The 22,556-nt window shown below is 55.1% G+C and carries 23 protein-coding genes and 3 tRNA genes; 10 read left to right on the forward strand and 16 right to left on the reverse strand.

The window, feature by feature from the left end; translation table 11 throughout:
• The first annotated feature begins 6 nt into the window (after window positions 1-6).
• Complete coding sequence (sufE, locus tag AC6I8V_RS09055; RefSeq protein WP_497845534.1) at window positions 7-423, forward strand: cysteine desulfuration protein SufE; 417 nt, start codon at window positions 7-9, stop codon at window positions 421-423.
• Window positions 424-488: 65 nt separating this feature from the next.
• Window positions 489-1,523 (forward strand): L,D-transpeptidase family protein, encoded by a 1,035-nt coding sequence (locus AC6I8V_RS09060; RefSeq protein WP_497845535.1) that lies wholly within the window; start codon window positions 489-491, stop codon window positions 1,521-1,523.
• Between the two features lie 75 nt (window positions 1,524-1,598).
• Here the strand turns inward: AC6I8V_RS09060 and AC6I8V_RS09065 are convergent, their stop codons facing one another.
• The 6 genes from AC6I8V_RS09065 to AC6I8V_RS09090 all read right to left on the reverse strand — a co-directional run bounded on the left by AC6I8V_RS09065 (window position 1,599) and on the right by AC6I8V_RS09090 (window position 5,670).
• Window positions 1,599-1,835 carry a major outer membrane lipoprotein gene (locus AC6I8V_RS09065; protein ID WP_007374746.1) on the reverse strand — a complete coding sequence of 79 codons (237 nt, stop codon included), beginning with the start codon at window positions 1,833-1,835 and terminating at the stop codon, window positions 1,599-1,601.
• Between the two features lie 304 nt (window positions 1,836-2,139).
• Entirely contained in the window at window positions 2,140-3,552 is a 1,413-nt protein-coding gene (pykF, locus tag AC6I8V_RS09070) for a pyruvate kinase PykF (protein ID WP_497845536.1), read from the reverse strand.
• Between the two features lie 348 nt (window positions 3,553-3,900).
• A tRNA-Val gene (locus AC6I8V_RS09075) sits at window positions 3,901-3,977 on the reverse strand.
• 9 nt (window positions 3,978-3,986) lie between these two features.
• Window positions 3,987-4,063, reverse strand: a tRNA-Val gene (locus AC6I8V_RS09080).
• A 3-nt stretch (window positions 4,064-4,066) separates the two neighbouring features.
• A tRNA-Val gene (locus AC6I8V_RS09085) sits at window positions 4,067-4,143 on the reverse strand.
• A 153-nt stretch (window positions 4,144-4,296) separates the two neighbouring features.
• Window positions 4,297-5,670, reverse strand: coding sequence for an MATE family efflux transporter (locus tag AC6I8V_RS09090; protein ID WP_497845537.1), 1,374 nt, complete (start codon window positions 5,668-5,670; stop codon window positions 4,297-4,299).
• Window positions 5,671-5,868: 198 nt separating this feature from the next.
• On the opposite strand from AC6I8V_RS09090, the gene AC6I8V_RS09095 reads away from it, so the two are divergent.
• Window positions 5,869-6,519: a riboflavin synthase subunit alpha gene (locus AC6I8V_RS09095; RefSeq protein WP_497845538.1), complete on the forward strand. Its 651-nt coding sequence runs from the start codon at window positions 5,869-5,871 to the stop codon at window positions 6,517-6,519.
• A gap of 44 nt (window positions 6,520-6,563) precedes the next feature.
• On the opposite strand, the gene cfa is transcribed toward AC6I8V_RS09095, so the two are convergent.
• Window positions 6,564-7,712: a cyclopropane fatty acyl phospholipid synthase gene (cfa, locus tag AC6I8V_RS09100; protein WP_497845539.1), complete on the reverse strand. Its 1,149-nt coding sequence runs from the start codon at window positions 7,710-7,712 to the stop codon at window positions 6,564-6,566.
• 310 nt (window positions 7,713-8,022) lie between these two features.
• Window positions 8,023-9,228, reverse strand: a complete 1,206-nt coding sequence (gene punC, locus AC6I8V_RS09105) for a purine nucleoside transporter PunC (protein ID WP_497845540.1) — start codon at window positions 9,226-9,228, stop codon at window positions 8,023-8,025.
• Window positions 9,229-9,337: 109 nt separating this feature from the next.
• Between punC and punR the strand changes: the two genes are divergently transcribed.
• Window positions 9,338-10,249: a DNA-binding transcriptional activator PunR gene (gene punR / locus AC6I8V_RS09110; protein ID WP_497845541.1), complete on the forward strand. Its 912-nt coding sequence runs from the start codon at window positions 9,338-9,340 to the stop codon at window positions 10,247-10,249.
• On the opposite strand, the gene purR is transcribed toward punR, so the two are convergent.
• Complete coding sequence (gene purR / locus AC6I8V_RS09115) at window positions 10,246-11,271, reverse strand: HTH-type transcriptional repressor PurR (RefSeq protein WP_497845542.1); 1,026 nt, start codon at window positions 11,269-11,271, stop codon at window positions 10,246-10,248. The genes punR and purR overlap by 4 nt on opposite strands.
• A gap of 285 nt (window positions 11,272-11,556) precedes the next feature.
• Here purR and cydH point away from each other — a divergent pair, with 285 nt between their 5' ends.
• A complete protein-coding gene (gene cydH, locus AC6I8V_RS09120; RefSeq protein ID WP_139810913.1) occupies window positions 11,557-11,646 on the forward strand; it encodes a cytochrome bd-I oxidase subunit CydH in 90 nt (29 codons plus the stop codon).
• 52 nt (window positions 11,647-11,698) lie between these two features.
• On the opposite strand, the gene AC6I8V_RS09125 is transcribed toward cydH, so the two are convergent.
• On the reverse strand, window positions 11,699-12,487 hold the full coding sequence (locus tag AC6I8V_RS09125) for a C40 family peptidase (protein WP_497845543.1): 789 nt from the start codon (window positions 12,485-12,487) through the stop codon (window positions 11,699-11,701).
• Between the two features lie 367 nt (window positions 12,488-12,854).
• Here AC6I8V_RS09125 and AC6I8V_RS09130 point away from each other — a divergent pair, with 367 nt between their 5' ends.
• Window positions 12,855-13,187: a Grx4 family monothiol glutaredoxin gene (locus AC6I8V_RS09130; RefSeq protein ID WP_497845544.1), complete on the forward strand. Its 333-nt coding sequence runs from the start codon at window positions 12,855-12,857 to the stop codon at window positions 13,185-13,187.
• 34 nt (window positions 13,188-13,221) lie between these two features.
• On the opposite strand, the gene rnt is transcribed toward AC6I8V_RS09130, so the two are convergent.
• The 5 genes from rnt to eptA form a co-directional block, all read right to left on the reverse strand.
• Entirely contained in the window at window positions 13,222-13,890 is a 669-nt protein-coding gene (gene rnt, locus AC6I8V_RS09135) for a ribonuclease T (RefSeq protein ID WP_497845545.1), read from the reverse strand.
• A 108-nt stretch (window positions 13,891-13,998) separates the two neighbouring features.
• Window positions 13,999-14,406 carry a lactoylglutathione lyase gene (gene gloA / locus AC6I8V_RS09140; protein WP_497845546.1) on the reverse strand — a complete coding sequence of 136 codons (408 nt, stop codon included), beginning with the start codon at window positions 14,404-14,406 and terminating at the stop codon, window positions 13,999-14,001.
• A 111-nt stretch (window positions 14,407-14,517) separates the two neighbouring features.
• Entirely contained in the window at window positions 14,518-15,615 is a 1,098-nt protein-coding gene (locus AC6I8V_RS09145) for an alkene reductase (RefSeq protein ID WP_497845547.1), read from the reverse strand.
• A gap of 48 nt (window positions 15,616-15,663) precedes the next feature.
• Complete coding sequence (locus AC6I8V_RS09150) at window positions 15,664-16,260, reverse strand: TetR/AcrR family transcriptional regulator (RefSeq protein ID WP_497845548.1); 597 nt, start codon at window positions 16,258-16,260, stop codon at window positions 15,664-15,666.
• 39 nt (window positions 16,261-16,299) lie between these two features.
• Window positions 16,300-17,937, reverse strand: coding sequence for a phosphoethanolamine transferase EptA (eptA, locus tag AC6I8V_RS09155; RefSeq protein ID WP_497845549.1), 1,638 nt, complete (start codon window positions 17,935-17,937; stop codon window positions 16,300-16,302).
• A gap of 241 nt (window positions 17,938-18,178) precedes the next feature.
• Here eptA and AC6I8V_RS09160 point away from each other — a divergent pair, with 241 nt between their 5' ends.
• The 4 genes from AC6I8V_RS09160 to AC6I8V_RS09175 all read left to right on the forward strand — a co-directional run bounded on the left by AC6I8V_RS09160 (window position 18,179) and on the right by AC6I8V_RS09175 (window position 20,550).
• Window positions 18,179-18,418 (forward strand): DUF1289 domain-containing protein, encoded by a 240-nt coding sequence (locus AC6I8V_RS09160; RefSeq protein WP_497845801.1) that lies wholly within the window; start codon window positions 18,179-18,181, stop codon window positions 18,416-18,418.
• 59 nt (window positions 18,419-18,477) lie between these two features.
• Window positions 18,478-19,374 carry an aldo/keto reductase gene (locus AC6I8V_RS09165; RefSeq protein ID WP_497845550.1) on the forward strand — a complete coding sequence of 299 codons (897 nt, stop codon included), beginning with the start codon at window positions 18,478-18,480 and terminating at the stop codon, window positions 19,372-19,374.
• A gap of 71 nt (window positions 19,375-19,445) precedes the next feature.
• Window positions 19,446-19,964, forward strand: a complete 519-nt coding sequence (gene sodC, locus AC6I8V_RS09170; protein ID WP_497845551.1) for a superoxide dismutase [Cu-Zn] SodC — start codon at window positions 19,446-19,448, stop codon at window positions 19,962-19,964.
• A 118-nt stretch (window positions 19,965-20,082) separates the two neighbouring features.
• Complete coding sequence (locus tag AC6I8V_RS09175; RefSeq protein ID WP_497845552.1) at window positions 20,083-20,550, forward strand: hypothetical protein; 468 nt, start codon at window positions 20,083-20,085, stop codon at window positions 20,548-20,550.
• Here the strand turns inward: AC6I8V_RS09175 and AC6I8V_RS09180 are convergent, their stop codons facing one another.
• On the reverse strand, window positions 20,551-22,551 hold the full coding sequence (locus tag AC6I8V_RS09180) for an FUSC family protein (RefSeq protein ID WP_497845553.1): 2,001 nt from the start codon (window positions 22,549-22,551) through the stop codon (window positions 20,551-20,553).
• Window positions 22,552-22,556 lie beyond the last annotated feature (5 nt).

Raw genomic sequence — 22,556 nt, forward strand, 5'->3', positions numbered from 1 at the left:
TAACCAATGGCAAATTTGCCAGACAAAGAGAGATTAGTTCGCAACTTTAACCGTTGCGCTAACTGGGAAGAGAAGTACCTCTACATCATTGAACTCGGGGCAAAATTACCAGAATCGTCTGAAAGCTTATATCAGCCGGAGAACGTGATTTCTGGTTGCCAGAGCCAGGTGTGGATCACCATGACCCCACAGTCAGACGGGACTATCGCCTTCGAGGGCGACAGTGATGCGGCGATCGTTAAAGGCTTGATTGCCGTGGTATTTAGCCTGTATCAGGGGCTGAAAGCGCCGGAGATTCTGGCACTGGATGTCCGCCACTGGTTCGAACAACTGGCACTCACCCAACATCTCACCCCCTCACGTTCGCAGGGGCTGGAAGCGATGATTCGCGCGATCCGTCATAACGCACAGACCCTCAGCTAAGATACACTCTCCAGACCCCGGCCAACCTGACCGGGGTCTGTTTCCTCCGACATAGAGAAAATTGCATGAGACCAGCGTTACGTTTAGCCGGTGCATTGCTGTTGTCCTGCTGCGGACTGTCTGCACCTGCGTTTGCCACGGAATACCCTCTGCCCGCCGATAACAGCCGTTTAATTGGCGAAAACACCCTGACCACCGTCCCCGATGACAAACGGCCGCTGGAGAGCATTGCCAGCCGTTATAAGATAGGTTTGCTCGGTATGCTGGAGGCCAACCCCGGTGTGGACCCCTGGCTGCCCAAAGCCGGTACACAACTGACCATACCGTTGCAGATGCTGCTGCCGGATACGCCGCGCGAAGGCATCGTGATTAACCTTGCTGAGCTGCGTCTCTATTACTACCCGAAAGGCGAAGATCGCGTCATTGTCTATCCGATCGGTATTGGTCAGCTTGGCGCTGCCACGCCGGTGATGGTGACCAGCATCAGCCAGAAGATCCCCAATCCAACCTGGACGCCCACCGCCAATATCCGCAAGCGCTATGCCAAAGAGGGCATTACCCTGCCGGGCGTGGTGCCAGCCGGGCCGGATAACCCGATGGGGCTGTTTGCCCTGCGTCTGGCGCGCGGAACCGGGCAATACCTGGTCCATGGCACCAATGCCGATTTCGGCATAGGGATGCGCGTCAGTTCGGGCTGTATCCGTCTGCGACCGGAAGATATCGAAGCGTTGTTTAACAGCGTGCCGAAAGGGACGCGGGTGCAGGTGATTAACCAGCCGGTGAAGTACGCCATTGAGCCGGACGGCAAACGGTACATTGAAGTGCATCAGCCATTGTCGCACACCGACAAAGACGATCCGCAGACCATGCCGATTGCGTTAACCGCAGGCATGAAGACCTTCCTGAACAGCCCAAAAAGCGATACTGCGTTGATTAAGGTGGCGCTGGAGCGACGTTCAGGTATGCCAGTACTGGTGAGCAGTGGCGAGCCGGTAACGGGGGATACGGCATTGCCGCAGGTGGTGCAATCACAGCAGGGGAGTGATGCGGCCAGGGCGACGATCAGTGAAGCGATGGGGACGTCAGTAGCGAAACCCTGAATCAGCACCAATCGTTGGCAGAATCAGGACAAAAAAAATGGCGCCAACAAGGCGCCATTTTTAGTACCAGAACTCTTACTTACGGTAAGAGTGAGCCTGGTTGTCCAGACGCTGGTTAGCACGAGCTGCGTCATCTTTAGCAGCCTGAACGTCAGAACGGATTGCGTTCACGTCGTTGCTCAGCTGGTCAACTTTAGCGTTCAGAGTCTGAACGTCTGAAGACAGCTGGTCGATTTTAGCGTTGCTTGAGCAACCAGCCAGCAGAGTTGAACCCAGGATTACCGCGCCCAGTACCAGTTTAGTACGATTCATTATTTATACCCTCTAGATTGAGTTAATCTCCATGTAGCGTTACAAGTATTACACAAAGCTTTTTGAGTTGAGAATAAATTTTTGATGAGAACATGCTTAAATTTGATCGTTCGCTCAAAGAAGCATCGTTTCGCAGAAGATGATAAAAATATTTAGCGAAAACAGAGAGATTTAATCGGATTAACCTTAATTTTGTGGGGGTTTGAATAGTTATTATCGATTGGTAATTTCTTGTTTCTGTATTAAGCCGCGAATAAAAAAAGCGCCCAAAAAAGGCGCTTTTTAATAAATAATGAGCTGAAAATCAGAGTACGTGTACGGAAGCGGTGTTGGTTGTGCCGCTCGGAACCAGGGCGCCGGAGACCATTACCACCACGTCGCCTTTTTGTGCATAACCACTCTCTGTCGCCATTTCTTTGCCAATACGATAGAAATCGTCAGTTGAGGCAATTTCTGTCACCAGACGGGTTTCCACGCCTTTGCTCAGAATCAGCTGGCGCGCGGTGGTGGCATTAGTCGTCAACGCGAGGATGGTCGCATCCGGGAAGTATTTTCTGATGGCTTTGGCTGATTTTCCGCCTTCAGTCGCAACCACAATCAGTGGCGCTTCCAGCTTCTCAGCGGTCTCAACGGCACCGCGACATACCGCTTCGGTAATGCGCAGTTTGCGTGAATCCTGGAGTGAATCAATGCGGGATTTCATCACACGATCGGTACGTTCGCAGATGGTCGCCATGATGGTGACTGACTCCAGCGGATATTTCCCTTTGGCGCTCTCGCCGGACAGCATAACCGCATCCGTTCCGTCGAGGATGGCGTTCGCCACGTCACCGGCTTCCGCACGGGTAGGACGCGGGTTTTTGATCATCGAATCCAGCATCTGCGTCGCGGTGATCACCACTTTGCGCGCTTTGTTGCACTTCTTGATCATCATCTTCTGCGCGAAGATCACTTCTTCAACCGGGATCTCAACGCCCAGGTCGCCACGCGCCACCATGATGCCGTCAGACGCTTCGAGGATTTCGTCGAAGTTGTTCAGGCCTTCCTGGTTTTCGATTTTAGAGATGATCTGAATGTGCTCGCCGCCGTGCTGTTTCAGGTGCTCACGGATTTCCAGTACGTCGGAACGTTTACGGATAAAGGAAGCCGCAACGAAATCAACACCCTGCTCACAACCAAAAATCAGGTCACGTTTGTCTTTTTCCGCCAGTGCGGGCAGCTGAATGGAGACACCTGGCAGGTTAACGCCTTTGTTTTCGCCGAGGTCGCCGTTGTTCAGCACTTTACATACCACGGTGTTTTCCGTGACTTCGGTGACTTCCATACCAATCAGACCATCATCCACCAGCACGGTGTTGCCGATTTTCAGGTCTTCGGTGAAACCAGCATAGGTCACGGCAACGCGTTCGCTGTTACCAATTACCGATTGGTCGGTGGTGAAAGTGAAGGTTTGACCGGCTTTCAGTGGCGCATCGTTGCCACCTTCCAGTTTCATGGTACGGATTTCGGGACCTTTGGTGTCCAGCAGAATTGCGGCCTGACGACCGGTTTTTTCCATGACGGCACGCATGTTCGTGATGCGCTGACCATGCTCGGCGTAATCCCCGTGAGAGAAGTTAAGGCGCATGACGTTCATGCCCGCTTCCAGCAGTTGGGTCAGCATCTCTTCCGATTCGGTTTTCGGACCGATAGTACAAACGATCTTGGTCTTTTTCATGTCAGGTTATCTGTAAGTTGTGATGGATGATAAAGGTTGGGATTCGATGCGATGGCACCGAAGTGGAAATTCGTTTGGTGTTGATAACAGGCAGTACAGAGTAAGAATAGGAGACGAAAGCTAAGCGTGCAGGGAAGTTGTGCGGTACGCGAGGGAACCGACCAGGCGGTGTTGCGCAAATAATATGAGTTCTCGCAGTAAACACGTTAGCGCTGAAACCTTTCAAGTGGAACAACGCGGCATAGTATAGACGCTAAGTATGCGAAAACCAATATAAAAGCTGTTGCAGAAAACGACACAGATCAAGGAAGAGGGGCTTGCGCAACGGGAAACGGGATTGAAGAAGAGTGGTGCGTTCTAATGGACTCGAACCATCGACCCCCACCATGTCAAGGTGGTGCTCTAACCAACTGAGCTAAGAACGCATACAGAAATGGTGCGTCCGAGTGGACTCGAACCACCGACCCCCACCATGTCAAGGTGGTGCTCTAACCAACTGAGCTACGGACGCACTTGGTGCGCTCTAATGGACTCGAACCATCGACCCCCACCATGTCAAGGTGGTGCTCTAACCAACTGAGCTAAGAGCGCAACACGCTGTCAGGGCGACAGCGGGGACGAATATTAACGGCAGGCCGGTAAGCTGGCAAGGGGAAAAAGCGATTTTTCATCATGACTGACCAGCATCTGTGCTATGCGTCGTTTTTTTAGGCGTTGCGGGCCTTTTCCGGCCCGCTCAGCCACTTAGCGCGCAGCGCGCGTCAGAATCACCTGTGCAGGCAGCTGCTGTAAACGGCGGATACGCCAGATCATCATGATCGCTGCCGAAGTCAGTCCGATGATAAAGCCACACCAGAAACCGGCCGGTCCGAGGCGAGGCACCACCAGGTCGGTCAGGCCCAGAATGTAGCCGCAGGGCAGACCCAGCACCCAGTAAGCCACCAGCGTGATAAAGAAGATGGAGCGGGTATCTTTATATCCGCGCAGAATGCCGCTGCCAATCACCTGAATCGAATCCGAGAACTGGTAAATCGCTGCCAGCAACATCAGCTGGGCGGCGAGGGTAATCACTTCCGGATTAGCGGTATACAGGGCGGCGATATGATGGCGGAAGGTCACGGTAAATAATGCGGTAACCGCCGCCATGCTGATGCCGACGCCCTGCGCTGCCCATGCGGCCACCCGTGCCTGCTCCGCCGATCCCTGGCCGAGCCGGTAGCCGACGCGAATGGTGGTGGCCACCCCGAGCGACAGGGGCAGAACGAACATCAGCGAGCTGAAGTTAAGCGCGATTTGATGCCCGGCCACTTTGACGATACCGAGCGGCGACACCATCAGCGCCACCACCGCAAACAACGTCACTTCAAAAAACAGCGCCAGCGCCACCGGCAGGCCGAGGGTAAACAGCCGCGATAAAATGGCCCGCGACGGCGCTGAAAAGCCGCTGGTCATACGGATATCGCGCATACTGCCCATACGCTTCAGCCAGAAGCGCATCACGATAAACATCACCCAATACACCGAGGCGGTGGCGACCCCGCAGCCGACGCCGCCGAGTGCAGGCATCCCGAAGTGACCATAGATAAACACGTAGTTGAGCGGAATATTCACCATCAGCCCGAGGAAGCCCAGCACCATCCCAGGTTTGGTTTTCGATAAGCCTTCGCACTGGTTACGCGCCACCTGGAAAAACAGATAGCCCGGCGCACCGAACAGCAGCGCATGAAGATAGCCTTCGGCTTTGGCGGCCAGCAGCGGATCGATGTCGTGCATCGCGTGGATCAGATAACCCGCGTTCCACAACACCAGCATAATCAGCAACGCTACAAACAGCGCCAGCCAGTAGCCCTGACGCACCTGTTCAGCGATGCGCTCACGGCGACCTGAACCGTTGAGTTGCGCAACGGTGGGCGTCAATGCCAGTAGCAAACCATGACCGAACAGAATGGCGGGAAGCCAGATAGAGGTGCCGACAGCAACGGCGGCCATATCCGTGGCGCTTACCGCACCGGCCATAATGGTATCCACAAAACCCATTGCGGTCTGGGCAACCTGAGCAAGGATGACCGGGATCGCAAGGGCCAGCAATTGACGCGCTTCTGTTAAATACTTCTGCACGTATCACCTGCGTTTAAATAAGAAGAGAGCGGGGGGAAGTCCCCAAAGAATGCGTGGCTAGTGTAACGGTCGCCCGGTCATCCGCCAAACATTGTTCGCATTTTGTTAACACGAGTGTGTAAATTTTGCGCACCGCCAAATTAAACCTGACCGTGGCAGCTGTGATAAACTACAGCAAACTTCGCAGAGGCTGAGATTATGTTTACAGGAATTGTGCAGGGTACGGCAGAGATTGTTGCCATTGAAGAAAAAAAACTGTTTCGCACCCATATCGTAAAGCTACCGGAAGAACTGTTGCCGGGCCTGGCGCTGGGCGCATCGGTGGCGCACAACGGTTGCTGCCTGACGGTGACGGCAGTTGAAGGCGATCGCGTCAGCTTTGACTTAATCAAAGAAACGTTGCGCATTACCAACCTGGGGGAATTACAGGTGGGTGATGTGGTCAATATTGAGCGCGCGGCGAAGTTCAGCGATGAAATTGGCGGTCACTTAATGTCCGGCCATATTATGACCACGGCGGAAATCTGCAAAATTATTCAGTCAGAGAACAACCGCGAGGTGTGGTTTAAATTACAGGACGCGGCGCAGATGAAATATATTCTGCATAAAGGTTTTGTGGGCATCGATGGCATTAGCCTGACGGTCGGCGACGTTACGAAAAGTAAATTCTGCGTGCACCTGATCCCGGAAACGCTGGAGCGCACCACGCTGGGGGCGAAAAAGCTGGGTCACAAGGTGAACATTGAAATCGATCCTCATACGCAGGCGATTGTCGAAACCGTGGAGCGCGTGCTGGCGCAGCGTGAAGCCGCCGCACTGGCGCAGTTACAGCCTGACGACAGCGAATAACCTGACGTTAAAACAAAGGCGCCTTGCGGCGCCTTTTTTATTGGCTAGCGAGCCACCCGCAGACCGCCTTCGGCCCCACGGCTGAACACTACCTGCCATAGCTGAATATCTCGTGCGCGGAAGGCTCCGGCGCAGGCGTTGAGATAGTAGCTGAACATGCGTTTAAAACGGTCACCGTATTTTTCTGCCAGCTGCGGCCAGGCCTCAAGAAAGCGGTGATGCCAGGCCATCAGCGTGGTGTCATAATCCGCGCCGAAATTGTGCCAGTCTTCCATCACGAAATGCGACTCGCTGGCATCGGCAATCTGGCGTACTGAGGGCAGACAACCATTCGGGAAGATATATTTATCGATCCAGGGATCGACATTCATATCGGTTTTCACTGACCCAATGGTATGCAGCAGGAAAATACCGTCCGGCTTGAGATTGCGATCGGCCACGTCGAAGTAGGTCGCGTAATTTTTCGGACCCACATGTTCGAACATCCCGACTGACACGATGCGATCAAACTGCAAATTGAGATCGCGATAATCCTGCAACAGAATGGTGACATCCAGACCGGCGCAACGCTCCTGCGCCATTTTCTGTTGCTCGGCGGAAATCGTCACGCCATGCACCTTAACGCCGTAATTGCGTGCGGCGAATTCCGCCAGCCCGCCCCAGCCACAACCGATATCCAGCAATGTCATGCCTGGCTCAAGTTGCAACTTGCGGCAGATCATATCGAGCTTCGCCTGCTGTGCCTGTTCCAGCGTTTCTGCATCTTTCCAGTAGCCGCAGGAATATTGCATAAAGGGGTCCAGCATCAGCGAAAAAAGATCATTACCGAGATCGTAATGTTCTTTGCCGACTATCCAGGCCCGCTTTTTCGATTGCAGGTTGGTTAAACGCGCCGCCGCAATACGCAGCGTGTCTTTAAAATGATGAGGTAATTGCTGATCCAGATGATGCTTCAGTACACGGTGGAAAAACATATCGAGATTTTCGCAATCCCACCAGCCGTCCATGTAACTTTCGCCGAGGCCCAGCGATCCTTCCTGCAGGACCCGTTTAAAAAAATCCGGATGCTTAACCTGAATATCCCAGGGGCGAGTGCCATTTACGGCAATATCGGCCCGTTCGAGTAATTCATGGGCGATACGAAACCAGTGGTTTTCTTCAAGGCTCACTTCTTCTATACACGATGAACTCATAGCTTCTCCATCACCTGTCCGATTCAACCTGAGAAATAGAATAGTCAATTTCTCCAGGCTTGTGAGAGAACTCACGGAAAATCCGTGCGCCAGATATCCGACGTTTTACAGAGGTATGAATCTGAGTAGAAATGTCTGCCACAACACAGGGGGAAGAATATCGTGCAGACGCCATCCCAGCGACAGAGTCGCTTAAAATTAATACAATTATGTTATTGATTTGTTACAGAAATGCTGACCCACGCAGTATATGCTTACGTGGGTCAATATTCAACGACTTATCGTTAGTATGCTAACTAAAATCGTTGCCTTAGTGATTATCTTCGCAGGGACGAGAGTTGTGAGCAACATCACTTTGTGCGTTTGTTGCAACACGTTGCCAGCCGTAACCGGCCCAGGCGAGGGCGACGGTGGCGAGCATGACCAGGCTGGTGCTGTGCAGCGCCTGATGCAGACCGGCAGAGACCAGCAGGCTGGCCACAAAGCATAGCCCCAGTTGCAGCAGGTTTTGTAGCGAAGCGGCTTTACCGGTGGCGTGAGGGAATGGCAGCAGAGCGCTGGCCACCACAATCGGATAGATCGCGCCGTTAGCCAGCGCCATACCGCAAAACGGCAGCAATAACGCCCACAGGGCAGGGGCTGGCAGCTGGGCGACGGCAAACAGGCTGATAATGCTCAGGCTATAAATCACCAGCAACCACGGCAGCAGCTGTTTGCCCTGAAAACGATTCAGCAACGCGCGGCAGCCAAAGCCGCCAATCAGAAACGCGATGGTTTGCGGTATATAACTCAGGCCGATATCCGCGGGGGAGAGGCCCGCATCGGCGAGGATAAACGGCGAGCCTGTCAGCCAGGCAAAAAAGCTGGCGGAACAGGCGGAGTAGATCAGCACGTTGCCGCTATAAATCCGCGAAGCCAGTAAACTCAGCCAGCCGGGTTGCGCAACGCGCGCCGCGCTGGAACGGGCAGGGCTGCTCAGTTTCAGGGTACCTATCAACAGCACGACAGTGATCAGCGTCAGCAGCACAAAGATACTGCGCCAGTGAAAATGGCCCATCAGCCAGGCACCTAACAGCGGAGCCAGCGCGGGAGAGAGCGCTACCAGCGGCATAATGGTGGCGAACACCTTATTCGCCTGCGCGCGCGGATAACGATCCACCACCAGCGCCTGCCAGCTCACTGCGGCAGCGCACACGCCTACGGCCTGCACGAAACGCAGGGCCAGCATCAGACGTACATCCGTGACCCACAACATGCCAAGGCAGCCAAGGGCAAAAATCACTAATCCCGCCAGCAGAACAGGCTTACGGCCGAAACGATCGGAAAGGGGTCCCCAGAACACCTGCGCACAGGCAAATCCGCCCAGGAACAGGCTCAGGCTGGCACTGATGGTGCCGGGTGCGGTGGCAAAATCCTGCTGCATAGCACCAAATGCAGGCAGATACATATCCGTAGCAAGAAAGCCCAGCATGCTGAGTAACGCAAGCCAGGGTAGAAATCCTTTTGATGACAACATGGTAATTCTCTTTTGGCAGGTTGAACGCGGGGGAGTGTAAAAGGGTGCGGCGGCCTTTGTGAAACGCTAATATTTGCAAAGTGCTATCAAAAAATTTGCAGGCAAAAAAATGTGGTCAGAATATGCCCTTGAGGTGGTGGATGCCGTGGCGCGTACCGGCAGTTTCAGCGCAGCCGCGCAGGAGCTGCACCGCGTACCTTCTGCCATCAGCTATACGGTCCGTCAGCTGGAAACCTGGCTGGCGGTGCCGCTGTTTGAACGTCAGCATCGGGAAGTGGTGCTGACCGCTGCGGGCGAGCATTTTGTGCGCGAAGGTCGCGGTGTTATCAAAAAAATGCTGGCCACCCGGCGTCAGTGTCAGCAGCTGGCCAATGGCTGGCGTGGTCAGCTCAGCATTGCGGTTGACTGTATCGTTAAACCGCAACGTACCCGGCAGCTGGTGAAAGATTTTTATCGCCACTTTCCCGATATGGAGCTGATTATCAGCTACGAAGTGTTTAATGGCGTCTGGGATGCGCTGGCGGACGGCAGGGTTGATGTGGCGATTGGTGCCACCCAGGCGATTCCGGTGGGGGGACGTTTTGCCTTTCAGGATATGGGGGCGCTTAACTGGCGCTGCGTTGTCAGCCCCGATCATCCGTTAGCGAATAGCGCGTTGCTGGATGAGGAGACACTGCGCGCCTGGCCGTCGCTGGTGCTGGAGGATACCTCGCGGGCGCTGCCGCGCCGCATGACCTGGACGCTGGATAATCAGCGTCGCCTGGTGGTGCCGGAATGGGAGACCGGGCTGGATTGCTTGCTGGCCGGGCTGTGCGTGGGGATGGTGCCAGGTCATTTAGCCCGGCCGCTGCTGGACAGCGGCGGCTTAACCGAATTGCTGCTGCCAACGCCGTTTCCGGACAGCCCTTGCTGCGTCAGCTGGTCAGAACAGCGCGCCTCTCCGGCGTTGGGCTGGTTGCTGGCCTATCTTGGCGATGCAGAGACGCTCAACCACGAATGGCTGAGCGAAACCGTTGCTTAACGGCGATAGTCGCGGAACGGGCCGTCAGCCACTGAGCGACGCTCAATCAATGTCGGCTGAACTTCGATGGTTTGCGGATCTTCACGCTTGCTGGTAATGCGATCGAGCAGCATCTCCAGCGCTTTCTCGCCCAGCTGCGCTTTGGGCTGGTGGACCGTGGTCAGCGCTGGGGTAAAGTAGCGGGCGTTGCGCACGTTGTCATAGCCAATCACGGAAATATCCTGCGGCACGCGCAAACCCATCTCGTCGGCGGCGCAAATGGCGCCCATTGCCATGATGTCGCCACCGCAGAAGATTGCGGTCGGGCGCTGCTTCTGGTTAAGGATCTGCTGCATCGCCTGGTAGCCGGATTCCGGCTCAAAATCGCCCTGCACAATCCACTCAGGGCGCACGGTGATGCCTGCTTCATTCAGTGCCTGAAGAAAACCGGCATGGCGGCCGCCACCGGTGTTGCGTTCCATCTGACCGGGGATCGCGCCAATGTCGCGGTGGCCGCGCTCAATCAGATAACGACCGGCGAGATAGCCCCCCTGGAAAGCGTTGTCCTGTACGGTATCGGTAAAATCACCGCGCGACTCACCCCAGTCCATCACCACCATCGGGATATTGCGGTTCTCTTCCAGCATGGTCAGCAGGTCGTCGGGATATTCAGAACACATCACCAGCAGGCCATCGACACGTTTCTGCGCCATCATCGACAGATAGGCCCGCTGCTTTTGCAGATCGTTATGCGCATTGCCGAGAATCAGCGTATAGCCGCGATCGAAACAGTGGTTTTCCACCGCTTCAATAATTTCAGCAAAATAGGGCGCTTCGCTGGAGGTTGCCAGCAGCCCCAGCGTTTTGGTGTGGTTGACTTTCAGGCTGCGCGCCACGGCACTCGGCGAATAATGCAGCTCTTTAATCGCTTCCCATACGGCGTTACGCGTCTCTTCCGCGACAAAACGCGTTTTGTTGATGACATGCGAAACGGTGGTGGTGGAGACACCGGCGCGTTTCGCCACATCTTTAATTGTTGCCATGAAAATGGTACTCCCGGGCTTATCGCAACTTACTGATAAGTATATTGTTAAACGTTTGCGTCTGCTAATGGTTTTGCGCCCCGATTTTGGGGGCATTAAGGACTGAAAAAGGCGTTAACTATCAGTCAATATCGCTTCATCTTGCCGCAAACACAGCGTGCGCAAAATCTGTTGCGCAACGAAAGGCGGCGATTCTAGCAAGCTGGCGCGGATAAGACGAGATTTTTACCGGGCGCTGTGCGAAAATCGCATTAACCCTTCAATTAATGTGACTAAGGAGTTGTGATGAGTACAGACCTGAAACTGGCGCTGGGTACTACGGTTGGCGCATTGCTAATGATCATCGTGTTCAGCTTCACCGCGATCCTTCATTAATAAAAAAAGCCGGACCTGAAAATCAGTGTCCGGCTTTTTTTCGATCTCATGTTTAGCGAATGGTTTTTGGCGTCATCATCCGCCGCGCGCCGACATAATGCTTCTGCCAGTAATCCTCGCCTAACGCGCTGATCTGAATATCTTTACCGGTACGCGGTGACTGAATGAATTTGCCGTTGCCGAGGTAAACCCCAACGTGATCGGCGGTGCCGCGATGGTTAATGCGGAAGAACACCAAATCCCCTTTCTCCAGCATATCGCGCTTAATCGGTGCCGCATCGCGCAGGTGGTACATCTCGTTCGCGGTGCGCGGGAATTTGTATTTCACCAGATCTTTGTAGGCATACCACACCAGGCCGCTGCAATCGAAGCCGGTATGCGGTGACGTGCCGCCCCATTGGTAGGGTTTGCCAATCTGTCCCATCAGCTTATTCATCGCCGTTTCACGCGCTTTCTGGTAGCGCTGACGGTGTGACTTGCTCATTTTGATGGTGGTGAGATCGCCAGTATCCTCATCCAGCTCGGACGTTCTTTTCGCCAGACGCTGATGACCATATTTTTTCTTCGACGATTGTTTCAGCAGGGATTTTTTGCTGGTGGTTTTGTGTAGTGCGGTTTCGGTTTTCGGCTGTTTTTTCAGTCTTAACTTTTGAACGCTGGCCAGACGGGATTTTTTCGTGCTGGTTTTCACCGGACGTCGTTTGCGACGTTCATCTTCGCGCGCACTCTTTTTATCTGCTTTATGCAAACTGACATTGACGGGCGCCTGCGGGGAAGCAGAAGCCACATTAAAAAACAGTTGGGCGAAAGCCAGTATCAAAAGCGTAATAAGTAAACGCATAGTCCGGTTACAGGTTAAGCAGTCTGATAAGAAACAGCCTGCGGCTAAGTTAGAATAATCTGATCAATGATCAGTGCCGTGATGATTCTAATCCACTTTTTTTCCAAAAGGTAAGGCATTTTTCCATTAATCTGTTACGAGACTCGATATGGGGCAAAAATGAGCGATTTCAGCCGGTTAACACAGCACAATTATTGCTAATTATTAATCGGTTAATGCTTATTAATGATATGAAAATGTTATTTGTCATGCCGGAACTTAACAAACATGGCGATTATCAGCATCGCGATGCAAAATCCCGTTTTCAGTGCGGGGGTGAAGTCGCTACAATAAACAAACACGAAGTGACGGATTAAGGAAGGCAAAAATGAGTACTGTTGAAAAAATTCAGCGCCAGATCGCAGAAAACCCGATCCTGCTGTACATGAAAGGTTCGCCGAAACTGCCAAGCTGCGGTTTCTCTGCCCAGGCGGTACAGGCTTTGTCTGCCTGCGGTGAGCGCTTCGCGTATGTTGATATCCTGCAGAACCCGGATATCCGTGCTGAATTGCCGAAATACGCCAACTGGCCAACCTTCCCGCAGCTGTGGGTTGATGGCGAGCTGGTTGGTGGTTGCGACATCATCGTTGAGATGTTCCAGCGTGGTGAACTCCTGCCGCTGATCAAAGAAACTGCTGAGAAGTATAAAGAAGCAGAATAATGAGAAAGGCCGACAATCGTCGGCCTTTTTTTTGTCACTCTTCGGCGTCGTCTGCCGACTCATCGTCACTGTACGGCAGCGGCCAGCCGCCCAGCCGTTTCCAGCGGTTCACCAGCTCGCAAAACAGAATGGCCGTTTGCTCGGTGTCATACAGAGCGGAATGCGCCTGAGTGCTGTCGAAATTCATGCCCGCCGCTTTACAGGCTTTTGCCAGCACCGTCTGACCCAGCACCAGCCCGCTTAATGCGGCGGTATCAAACGTGGCGAACGGATGGAACGGGTTACGTTTCAGGCCGACGCGCTCTGCGGCTGCCATCAGAAAGTTGTGATCAAAGGTGGCATTGTGCGCCACGATAATCGCGCGATTACAGCCGCTGTCTTTGGTGCCTTTGCGCACCATCTTAAAAATTGCATGCAGGGCGTCGTATTCACTCACCGCGCCACGCAGTGGGTTGCTGGGATCAATCCCGGTAAACGCCAGCGCGTCAGGATTCAGAATCGCGCCTTCAAAAGGTTCGACATGGAAATGCAGCGTTTCGTCGCGGTGCAGCCAGCCGTCCTCGTCCATCCTGAGTGTGGTCGCAGCAATTTCAAGCAGGGCATCGGTCTTCGCATTAAAACCGGCGGTTTCGACGTCGATGACCACGGGATAAAAGCCGCGAAAGCGTTGATGGAGAGCGTTTAAGGCGTTCGATTCAGACATCAGGATCTCATAGCAATAAATGGGGCAGCGCGCATTATGGCAAAAATCGCGAGAGGGTGCAGCAGATGAGGAGTGCCAGCCGGCAAAAGCGCAGGCTGGCAGGCTGGCTTAGTTGCCGATGCCGTGTCCGGCATGTTTGTTTTCGATCAGCTCGATCTTGTAGCCGTCCGGATCTTCAACAAAAGCAATCACCGTGGTGCCGCCTTTAACCGGGCCAGCTTCACGGGTCACTTTGCCACCGGCGTTGCGGATACGATCGCAGGTCGCGGCAACATCATCCACGCCCAGCGCGATGTGGCCGTAGGCGTTGCCGAGGTCATAGCTGTCAACACCCCAGTTATAGGTCAGTTCAATCACCGCGCCTTCGCTCTCTTCGGTGTAACCAACAAAAGCCAGGGTGTATTTGTATTCGGTATTTTCGCTCTGACGCAGCAGGCGCATACCCAGCACACGGGTGTAGAAATCGATAGAACGTTGCAGATCGCCAACGCGTAACATGGTGTGAAGTAAACGCATAACATCCTCTTTTTAAAAGTCATCAGGGAATGACACAAACGCTAAGTATAGCGAGTTAACGCCCTGAAGAAACAGCACTGCCGCACATCCGGTGCGGCAGTCGGGTTTTTATTACAGGCTGGGGTAGTCGGTATAACCCTCGGCACCGCCGCCGTAGAAACTCTCCGGGCGCTGCGGGTTCAGTGGCGCGTCCTGTTGCAGGCGCTCGACCAGGTCCGGGTTGGCGATGAAGTCGCGGCCAAAGGCGACCGCATCAATCAGGCCGCGCTGAATCAGGTCATCCGCTTTTTCCACGCTGTAGGCACCGGCACCGATGATCACCCCAGGGAACAGCGCGCGCACTTTCTCACGGAAAGCATCGCTATAAGGCTGACCACCCGCCCAGTCCGGCTCGGAGAGGTGCAGGTAAGCCAGTTTACGTTTGCCCAGCTCGGAGATGTACCACAGCGCCGCGGCCTCTTCATCCGGGCCGTTCGACAGATTCTGGAAAGAACCAATCGGAGAAATACGGATGCCGATACGGTCGGCAGACCAGTTTTTAATCGCAGCATCAACCACTTCCAGCGCGAAACGGCCGCGTTTCTCAATCGAACCGCCGTATTCGTCGGTGCGCTGGTTGGAATCCGGTGCCAGGAACTGGTGCATCAGATAACCGTGCGCCGAGTGCAGCTCCAGCAGATCGAAATCAGCTTCACGCGCGTTGGCCGCGGCCTGACCGAAATCCGCCACAATCTGCTGGATTTCCGCCACGCTCAGCTCACGCGGCAGCGAAGTATCTTCACGATACACTGTGCCGTCAGCCTGACGCAGCGAGGTGCGCGTACCCGCAGCCAGTGCGGAAGGCGCGACCGGCGGCAGACCCTGCGGCTGCACGCTATGATGAGAGATACGACCGGTATGCCACAGCTGAACCGAGCTATGACCGCCCGCGCCGTGGATAGCTTCGTTAATCACTTTCCACGCGGCGATTTGCTGCTGCGTGTGCAGACCGGGTGCACCTGCATAACCTTTCGCCTGGAAAGAAATCTGCGTTGCCTCAGTGATAATCAGCCCGGCGCTGGCACGCTGCTGGTAATACTCGGCCATCAACGGAGTAGGGATATCGCCCGGCTCAATGCTGCGCAAACGCGTCAGAGGGGCCATAAAAACGCGGTTAGGTACGGTAATCGCACCAACTTTAAGTGGGGAGAACAGCTGTTTGCTCGCCATAATGACTCCTGTATTAGACCGGTCGACTAGAGACTGCGGTTTTTAAAATCAGTGGCGACTGAGCCACTGTTCGATAGTATCGAGCGCCAGGCTTATCGGGCCTGATTCCCGTGAAATTTTGCTCTGCAAACTGGCGCCGAGCCACAGCAAATAGCAGCGCTCAGCCAGCTGTTGCGGGCTTTGCCCGTAGGGCAGCGTTTGTTCTGTCGCCACCTCAGCCAGACAACGCGCGTAGGCGCCGATCACCGCATTTGCGCCATATTGCAGCGCATCACGCATCGGCTCCGACAGATCGCACACCTCTGCGGACAGCTTTACGCCGAGGCAACCCATGATATGGCCGCGTTCGATAAACAGCGTCTCTGCCGCGCGGAAATGTTGCAGAAAACGCTCTCGCGCCGGGGTGTCGGGTTGATTAAGCTGACGCTCAACCAGCTGCAAATGCTGCACAAAGTAACGCTCCAGCAGGGCGACGCCAAAGGCTTCTTTTGAACGGAAGTAGTGATAAAACGAACCTTTCGGCACTTCCGCCAGCGTCAGCATTTCACTGAGGCCCATCCCGGTAAATCCCCGTTGCAGACACAACTGCTCGCCGGTAGCGAGCAGATGTTCACGGGTATCGTTGCGTTGCAGAGTCTTGTTCATGGGCAGCAGAGTAGTAGACCAGTCAGTCTAATGCAACCCTTAACGCCCGGCCTGGCACGATCTGATCATATCCAGCTGCGGCTGATACTCGCTAGTCTGGATATTAAACATGCCCAGCAGGGTGTGGAACAGGTTGTCCTGCGACACCGGCGTGGCCGTGGCCTGCTGGCGTAAGCAATCCTCGTTGATGTGATAGGTTGCGGCATAGCCCGGCGACATCCACATCAGCAGCGGAATATGGGTCTGCTGTGAGGGTGCAAACAGATAGGGCGCGCCGTGCAGATACATACCGTGCTCGCCCAGCGATTCGCCGTGATCGGAGAGATACACCAGCGCCACATTGTAGCGATCGCTCAGTGCCTTCAGCTTATCAATGGTCCGGCTCAGCATATCGTCGGTATACAGCAGCGAGTTGTCATAGGTGTTCACCAGCGCCTGGTGATCGCAATCCTGAATCTGATTGCTGTCACAGGTCGGGGTAAAGCGGCGGAACTCAGCCGGATAGCGCTGATAATAGGCCGGCCCGTGGCTGCCCATCTGGTGAAGCACGATAATGCCGTCGTTATGCAGGCTGCCGATGTAGTTGTCCAGCTTGTGCAGCAGCACGTCGTCGAGGCAAAAGCCATCGTGGCAATATTGCGTCAGGTTCCACATCGTCATATCGGTATGCGGCACACGATCGCAGGCCCCTTTGCAGCCACCGTCGTTTTCACGCCACAGCACGCTGACCCCGGCATGGGCCAGCACATCCAGCAAACCTTCCTGATGGTGCGCCAGATTGGCATCGTAATGTTCTCGCGGCATATTGGAGAACATGCAGGGCACGGAGACTGCGGTTTCGGTGCCGCAGGAGCTGGTTTGCGGATAGTAAATCACCTGCTGTTTTGCCAGCTGAGGGTTGGTATCGCGCGTGTAGCCGCCAAGGGAAAAGTCCTCGGCACGTCCGGTCTCACCCACCACCAGCACCACCAGCGTTTTCTTCTGTTCGGCAGCGATCAGCGGGCCTTTGTGCGCATCCTGGCCGATTTTCACCAGCTGCTGGCTGCCCTGCAACCAGCGTTGATCGACATAGTGGCCGGTGCCGCTGACGATATTCGCCGGGGTGATCATTTTGACCAGCCCTTTATTGTTGCGGATCAGCGAGGCGTAATCTTTATAAAACAGCACCGCCATCAGCAAGATAATCAGTAACGCGCCGAGTGCGCCCGCCAGACGTTGCAGCAGGCTCCACCACCAGCGTTGCCCGGACTGAATCCGCACGCGGCTGATTACCGCCACCGGCAGAATGCCCATCAGCAACATCCAGATGACCCAGGTGCGACTAATCAACGCCCCGGCTTCCTGCGCATTGGACTCGAACACGTTCTCGATCATGTTGGTATCGATCACCGTGCCAAAGCTGTGCATAAAATAGTTTGCCGCGGCGCTGGCCAGCACCAGCATCACCAGCAAGGGTTTACGAATAAAGGGCCAGGCGAGCAGAGAGAAAATAAAGTAGAACGCCGCGATCAGAACCACGGGAATACTGGCGGCAAACAGATAATCGTGCAGGTGATAATAAGGAATGATTTGCCATGCGCGCAGCAGAAACAGGCCATTTAACACAACACCAAAGAACAACGCGGCACTGAAATTAAACCAGCCGGAGTGACAGTGTAACTTATTCGGGAATTTCATGAAAACTCATCAATGGATCGAAATGGCGCCAGAGTAAGGACAAAATATGAGGAAAACCTTAACGAAGCATCAACGTAGCGCAGGTCAGAGGGGGTCAGACGCTCCTGTTTGGTAAGCAGCAGTTACGGTCCGGCGCTCTGTTTGATTGAATGCACAGAATGCGTGCGATCAGCGTTTACTCCTTGCACAATGTCACTAAGCTGTTATCAATATGCTGCAACTAAAACACATTGAGGTTGATGTGGCCGAGCAACTTGAGTTTTTTCCTGTTCCCAGTCCCTGTCGCGGCATTTGCCAGAGCGATGCGCGCGGCTATTGCCGTGGCTGCCTGCGCAGCCGCGAAGAGCGTTTTAACTGGATGTCCTACAGCGATGCACAAAAGCGCGACGTATTGCGTCTGTGTCGCCTGCGCTGGCAACGCCTGCAAAGACAGCAAAAGAACGAAGAACCTGACGAACCGCAACAACCCACGCTGTTCTGACCGCCCGGCCAGTGACTTTCCGTTATACTCGCGATTCGTCATTCGGATGGAGAGTCACGATGTTACAACCGCAACAAATTGCTCCGCAGGGACCGGCGTTTTCGCCGCTGATCATGGGTTACTGGCGCCTGATGGAGTGGGGCATGACGCCGCAGCAGTGCGTGCAGTTTATTGAGCATCATCTCTCGCTGGGCATCACCACCGTCGATCACGCCGATATTTATGGCGACTACCGCTGCGAAGCGGCGTTTGGCGCCGCGCTCAAACTGGCGCCGGGCCTGCGCGAAAAACTGCAAATCGTCACCAAGTGCGGCATTGCCACCCGGGCGAAAGCGGAACACCAGATTGGTCACTACATCACGGAAGCCCGGCATATTCTGCACAGCGCGGAAAACTCGCTACGCCACTTCGGCACCGATTATCTCGATCTGCTGCTGATTCATCGCCCCGATCCGCTGATGGATGCGGATGAAGTGGCGGAAGCCTTCCTGTCGCTGCATCAAAGCGGCAAGGTGCGTCATTTCGGCGTCTCCAACTTCACCGCATCGCAATTTACCCTGTTGCAGTCACGTCTGCCGTTCAGCCTGGTCACCAATCAGCTGGAAATTTCGCCGCTGGAACAATCGACGCTGCTGGATGGCACGCTGGATCAATGTCAGCAGCAACGCATCCGGCCGATGGCCTGGTCATGCCTCGGCGGCGGCCGCCTGTTTAACGATCCACATTATCAGCCGCTGCGTGATGAACTGCATCAGGTACAGCAGGAGATCGGCGCCAGCAATATCGAACAGGTGGTGTATGCGTGGGTGATGAAACTGCCCAGCCGCCCGCTGCCGATTATTGGGTCGGGCAAAATTGCGCGCATCAGTGACGCGGTGGCCGGCAGCGAGCTGAGCCTCGATCGCCAGCAGTGGTTCCGCATTCGTAAAGCGGCCCTCGGTTATGATGTGCCCTAAAGCGTAAAACTGCGGCAGCCTGGACAAAAGCCGTCCAGGCTTACAGGGACTGTGAACCGCAAGGAGACGATATGAACAAAACTGTGATTGCTGCACTGGCGCTCTTTTGTGTCAGCGCAGCGCAGGCAGCCACGGAAGAGGTTGAGCTGCATAAGGTGACCGCGCAGGGCATCGGTGCCTCTATCGGTAAAGTGGTCATCAGCGAAACCCCCTACGGCCTGCAATTTATCCCCGCCCTGAGTGGTCTGCCGCCCGGCATTCATGGCTTCCATGTCCATGCTAAAGGCAGCTGTGCGCCCGCGGAGTCGGACGGGAAAATGGTTGCCGCCGGGGCGGCGGGCGGCCATCTCGATCCTGAAAATACCGGCAAGCACCTCGGTCCGTATGCCAGCGGGCATCTCGGCGATCTGCCTGCGTTGTTTGTCACCGATGATGGCAAAGCGAATTACCCGGTACTGGCGCCGCGCATCAAATCGCTGAGTCAAATCAAGGGCAAAGCTCTGATGGTGCATATGGGCGGCGATAATCATTCCGACCACCCGCAACCACTGGGCGGCGGCGGCGCCCGTTTTGCCTGTGGCGTGATTTAAATCGGCGGCGGCAACCGGTTTGCCGCCCTGATTTGCGTAACGAGACATTTCTGCAGATGTTTTTGCCGCGGTTCCCGCCTATGATACGTGACAGGGACTAAACAGCTCAGGGGCAGGAATGAAAACGTGCGGGATCATGCTGTTATGTGCGTTGCTGGCAGGATGTGATCAACCTAATGATACGCAGTTACGGCTCGACGCCAGTCGGTTGCTGCAAAGAACTATCGACATCAACCCGCTCCGCGCCAGTTGCGAAAACATTGCCCGTGGCCGCGAATGGCTGACGCAGCGCACGCTGCAACAGCTGGAAGCGCAGGGGTGTCAGAACGTATTGCGCAGCGCCACCGAGACGGATTTCACCCATACCGAAATTTTTCATCACACTATGATCATGGTGTGCGGCGGTATCGCTGGCAAAAGTTTCACCGGCACGCTGTTGACGCGGCGTTTTATCTACTCGCCGGAAGAGAAGGCGCTGGTCATTGAACCGATGACCGATCAGGATAAGACCCGGTTTGAAGGACGGAAAACCCTGCAACAGTTGCAGGACGATTTTAATCGCCAGCAGCAGCAATATTGTCAGTAATCAGTCCGGCACCGCCTGCTTCAGCTGCGCCAGTGAACAACGCAACCGCCAGAGGATGCCAGCCAGGGTGTTGGCTTCGCTATCCTGCTCAACCGGCAGTTGCGCAATCATTCCCTCCAGTTCATCCAGCGTGGCCTGTAACGAGGCGTGACGCACCCCGCGCAGGCTCATGATGCGCTGTAAATCCTGTAAGCTGCTGTCGCGCATATGCGCCAGCGTCGGCGAGGCGGGTTGCCAGTCGCGCAGTTGCCACACAATATGCGAACAGTTAAGCAAAACCACGCCCCAGCGCAGCAGCCAGATCCGCGCCTGTTCGTCGCGGCTGTTACTTAACTGGCTGATATGATGATAAATCTGCGATTCAAAGCGGCTTTCGCTCAGCTGTGGATGACGGCGCAACTGATCGAGAAAGGCGTGGCGCAGCGCGCGGATATGACGACGGCTGCGGCGCGCATCGGAGCTGGGACGCAATATCTGAAATGCCAGCCACGCCAGCATCACGCCGCAAACCTTGGCCAGATTGTCGTTGAGAAAACTTTGGTAGTCCCAGTCCGGCGGATTGCTGACGGCAATAAACGACCCCATAAATACAATGAATTGCCCCCACATCGCGGCACGCTTTTTCTGCTGTAACTTGAACAGCTGAAGCGTGATCAGCAGCGGGAACAGCACCAGCAAAAATTGCCACAACGCGCTAATCTGCACCATCAGGCCAAACTGCAACACAAAGCTGAACACGGACAGCCACAGCAGGGTTTTCAGCAGCAGCGAAATGCTGCCGGTCGGCGAGGGGGCAGAGGAGTACAGCACGCAGGCGATGGCCGTCAGCGTCAGCGCCGCCGCGCCGGAATCCCATTGGGTGGTAATCCAGTAAGCGCAGCCCAGCATGATCACGCTAAAGGTGCGCAGGGCACTCCAGCCCGCTTCGGCATTGTCGCTCTCCCGCGCCAGCGACGGCACGCGCGGTGGCTGAAAACGCGTATCGGCGTCGGCCCGTTCGATCAGGCGGATCCAGCGGCTTACATTCAGGTAAACCCAGCAAAAATAACGCAGGCGCTGCACAAAGGCGCGCTGGCGATAATCCCCTGCGGCGGCGGGGGTGATGCTGCGCAGGATCAGCGCCAGCCGGTATTTATCGCAATCCGGCTGTGCCAGTTCATGCAGTAATTTTTGCATCGCCTCAAACAAGGCGGCAGGCGCATCCGGCCAGTTCAGCAACATGCGACGCAGGCTGGAGAGCACGCTGGTTAAGCGCAGTTGCTGATGCAGCACGTAATTGAGCACGTTATTTTGCCGCCGAAAACGGTAGTGGCTCCAGAATGCCTGGATGCGCAGCAGGTTCATGGTCAGAATCTGGCTGATCACATTCTCATGCGCGGTGCGCACATTGTCGGTGCTGCCCTGCTGCAACAGCAGCACCGCATGGTCCAGCAGCCTGGCATGCATCTGTCGCAAAGAACCCATTAATGCGTGACCATCCGAGGTGCTGGGCAGCACCATCATCATCAGCCCGGCACAGAGAATGCCGGAAATAACCTCGCAGACTCGTGCCTGGGTGATGGTCCATAAATCGGTGATATCGGTGATATTGACGCTGCTGAAGGCGATGATGGCGGCGGTATAGCCCGCCAGTGAGAAGGCGTAGGCGACATTGTTCTGATAATGGTTGGCGATCCAGGTGCAGAGCGCCAGCCAGCCGGCCATAAAGAAGGCAAAGAGCCAGGGTTCATTCAGCGTATGCCCGGCAATCAGCAGCGCGGCCGTGGCTCCGAGCAGACTGCCGACAATACGGCCGAGACTTTTGCTGATCGCGCCGCCAACGGTAGGGAAGCTCACCACGGCCGCCGAGGTCATCGCCCAATAGGGCTGATCCAGTTGCAGCACATAGGCGACCGTCAGCGCCAGGCACATGGCGATGCCGTTACGCAACGCATAACGCCATTCGCCGGAGGAGGCTTTCATCCACGGCAGGTTTTGCCACGCCAGCCACTGCAAATTCATGCGGA

This window comes from Pantoea sp. X-Soil-TKNS-1207, assembly GCF_059730485.1.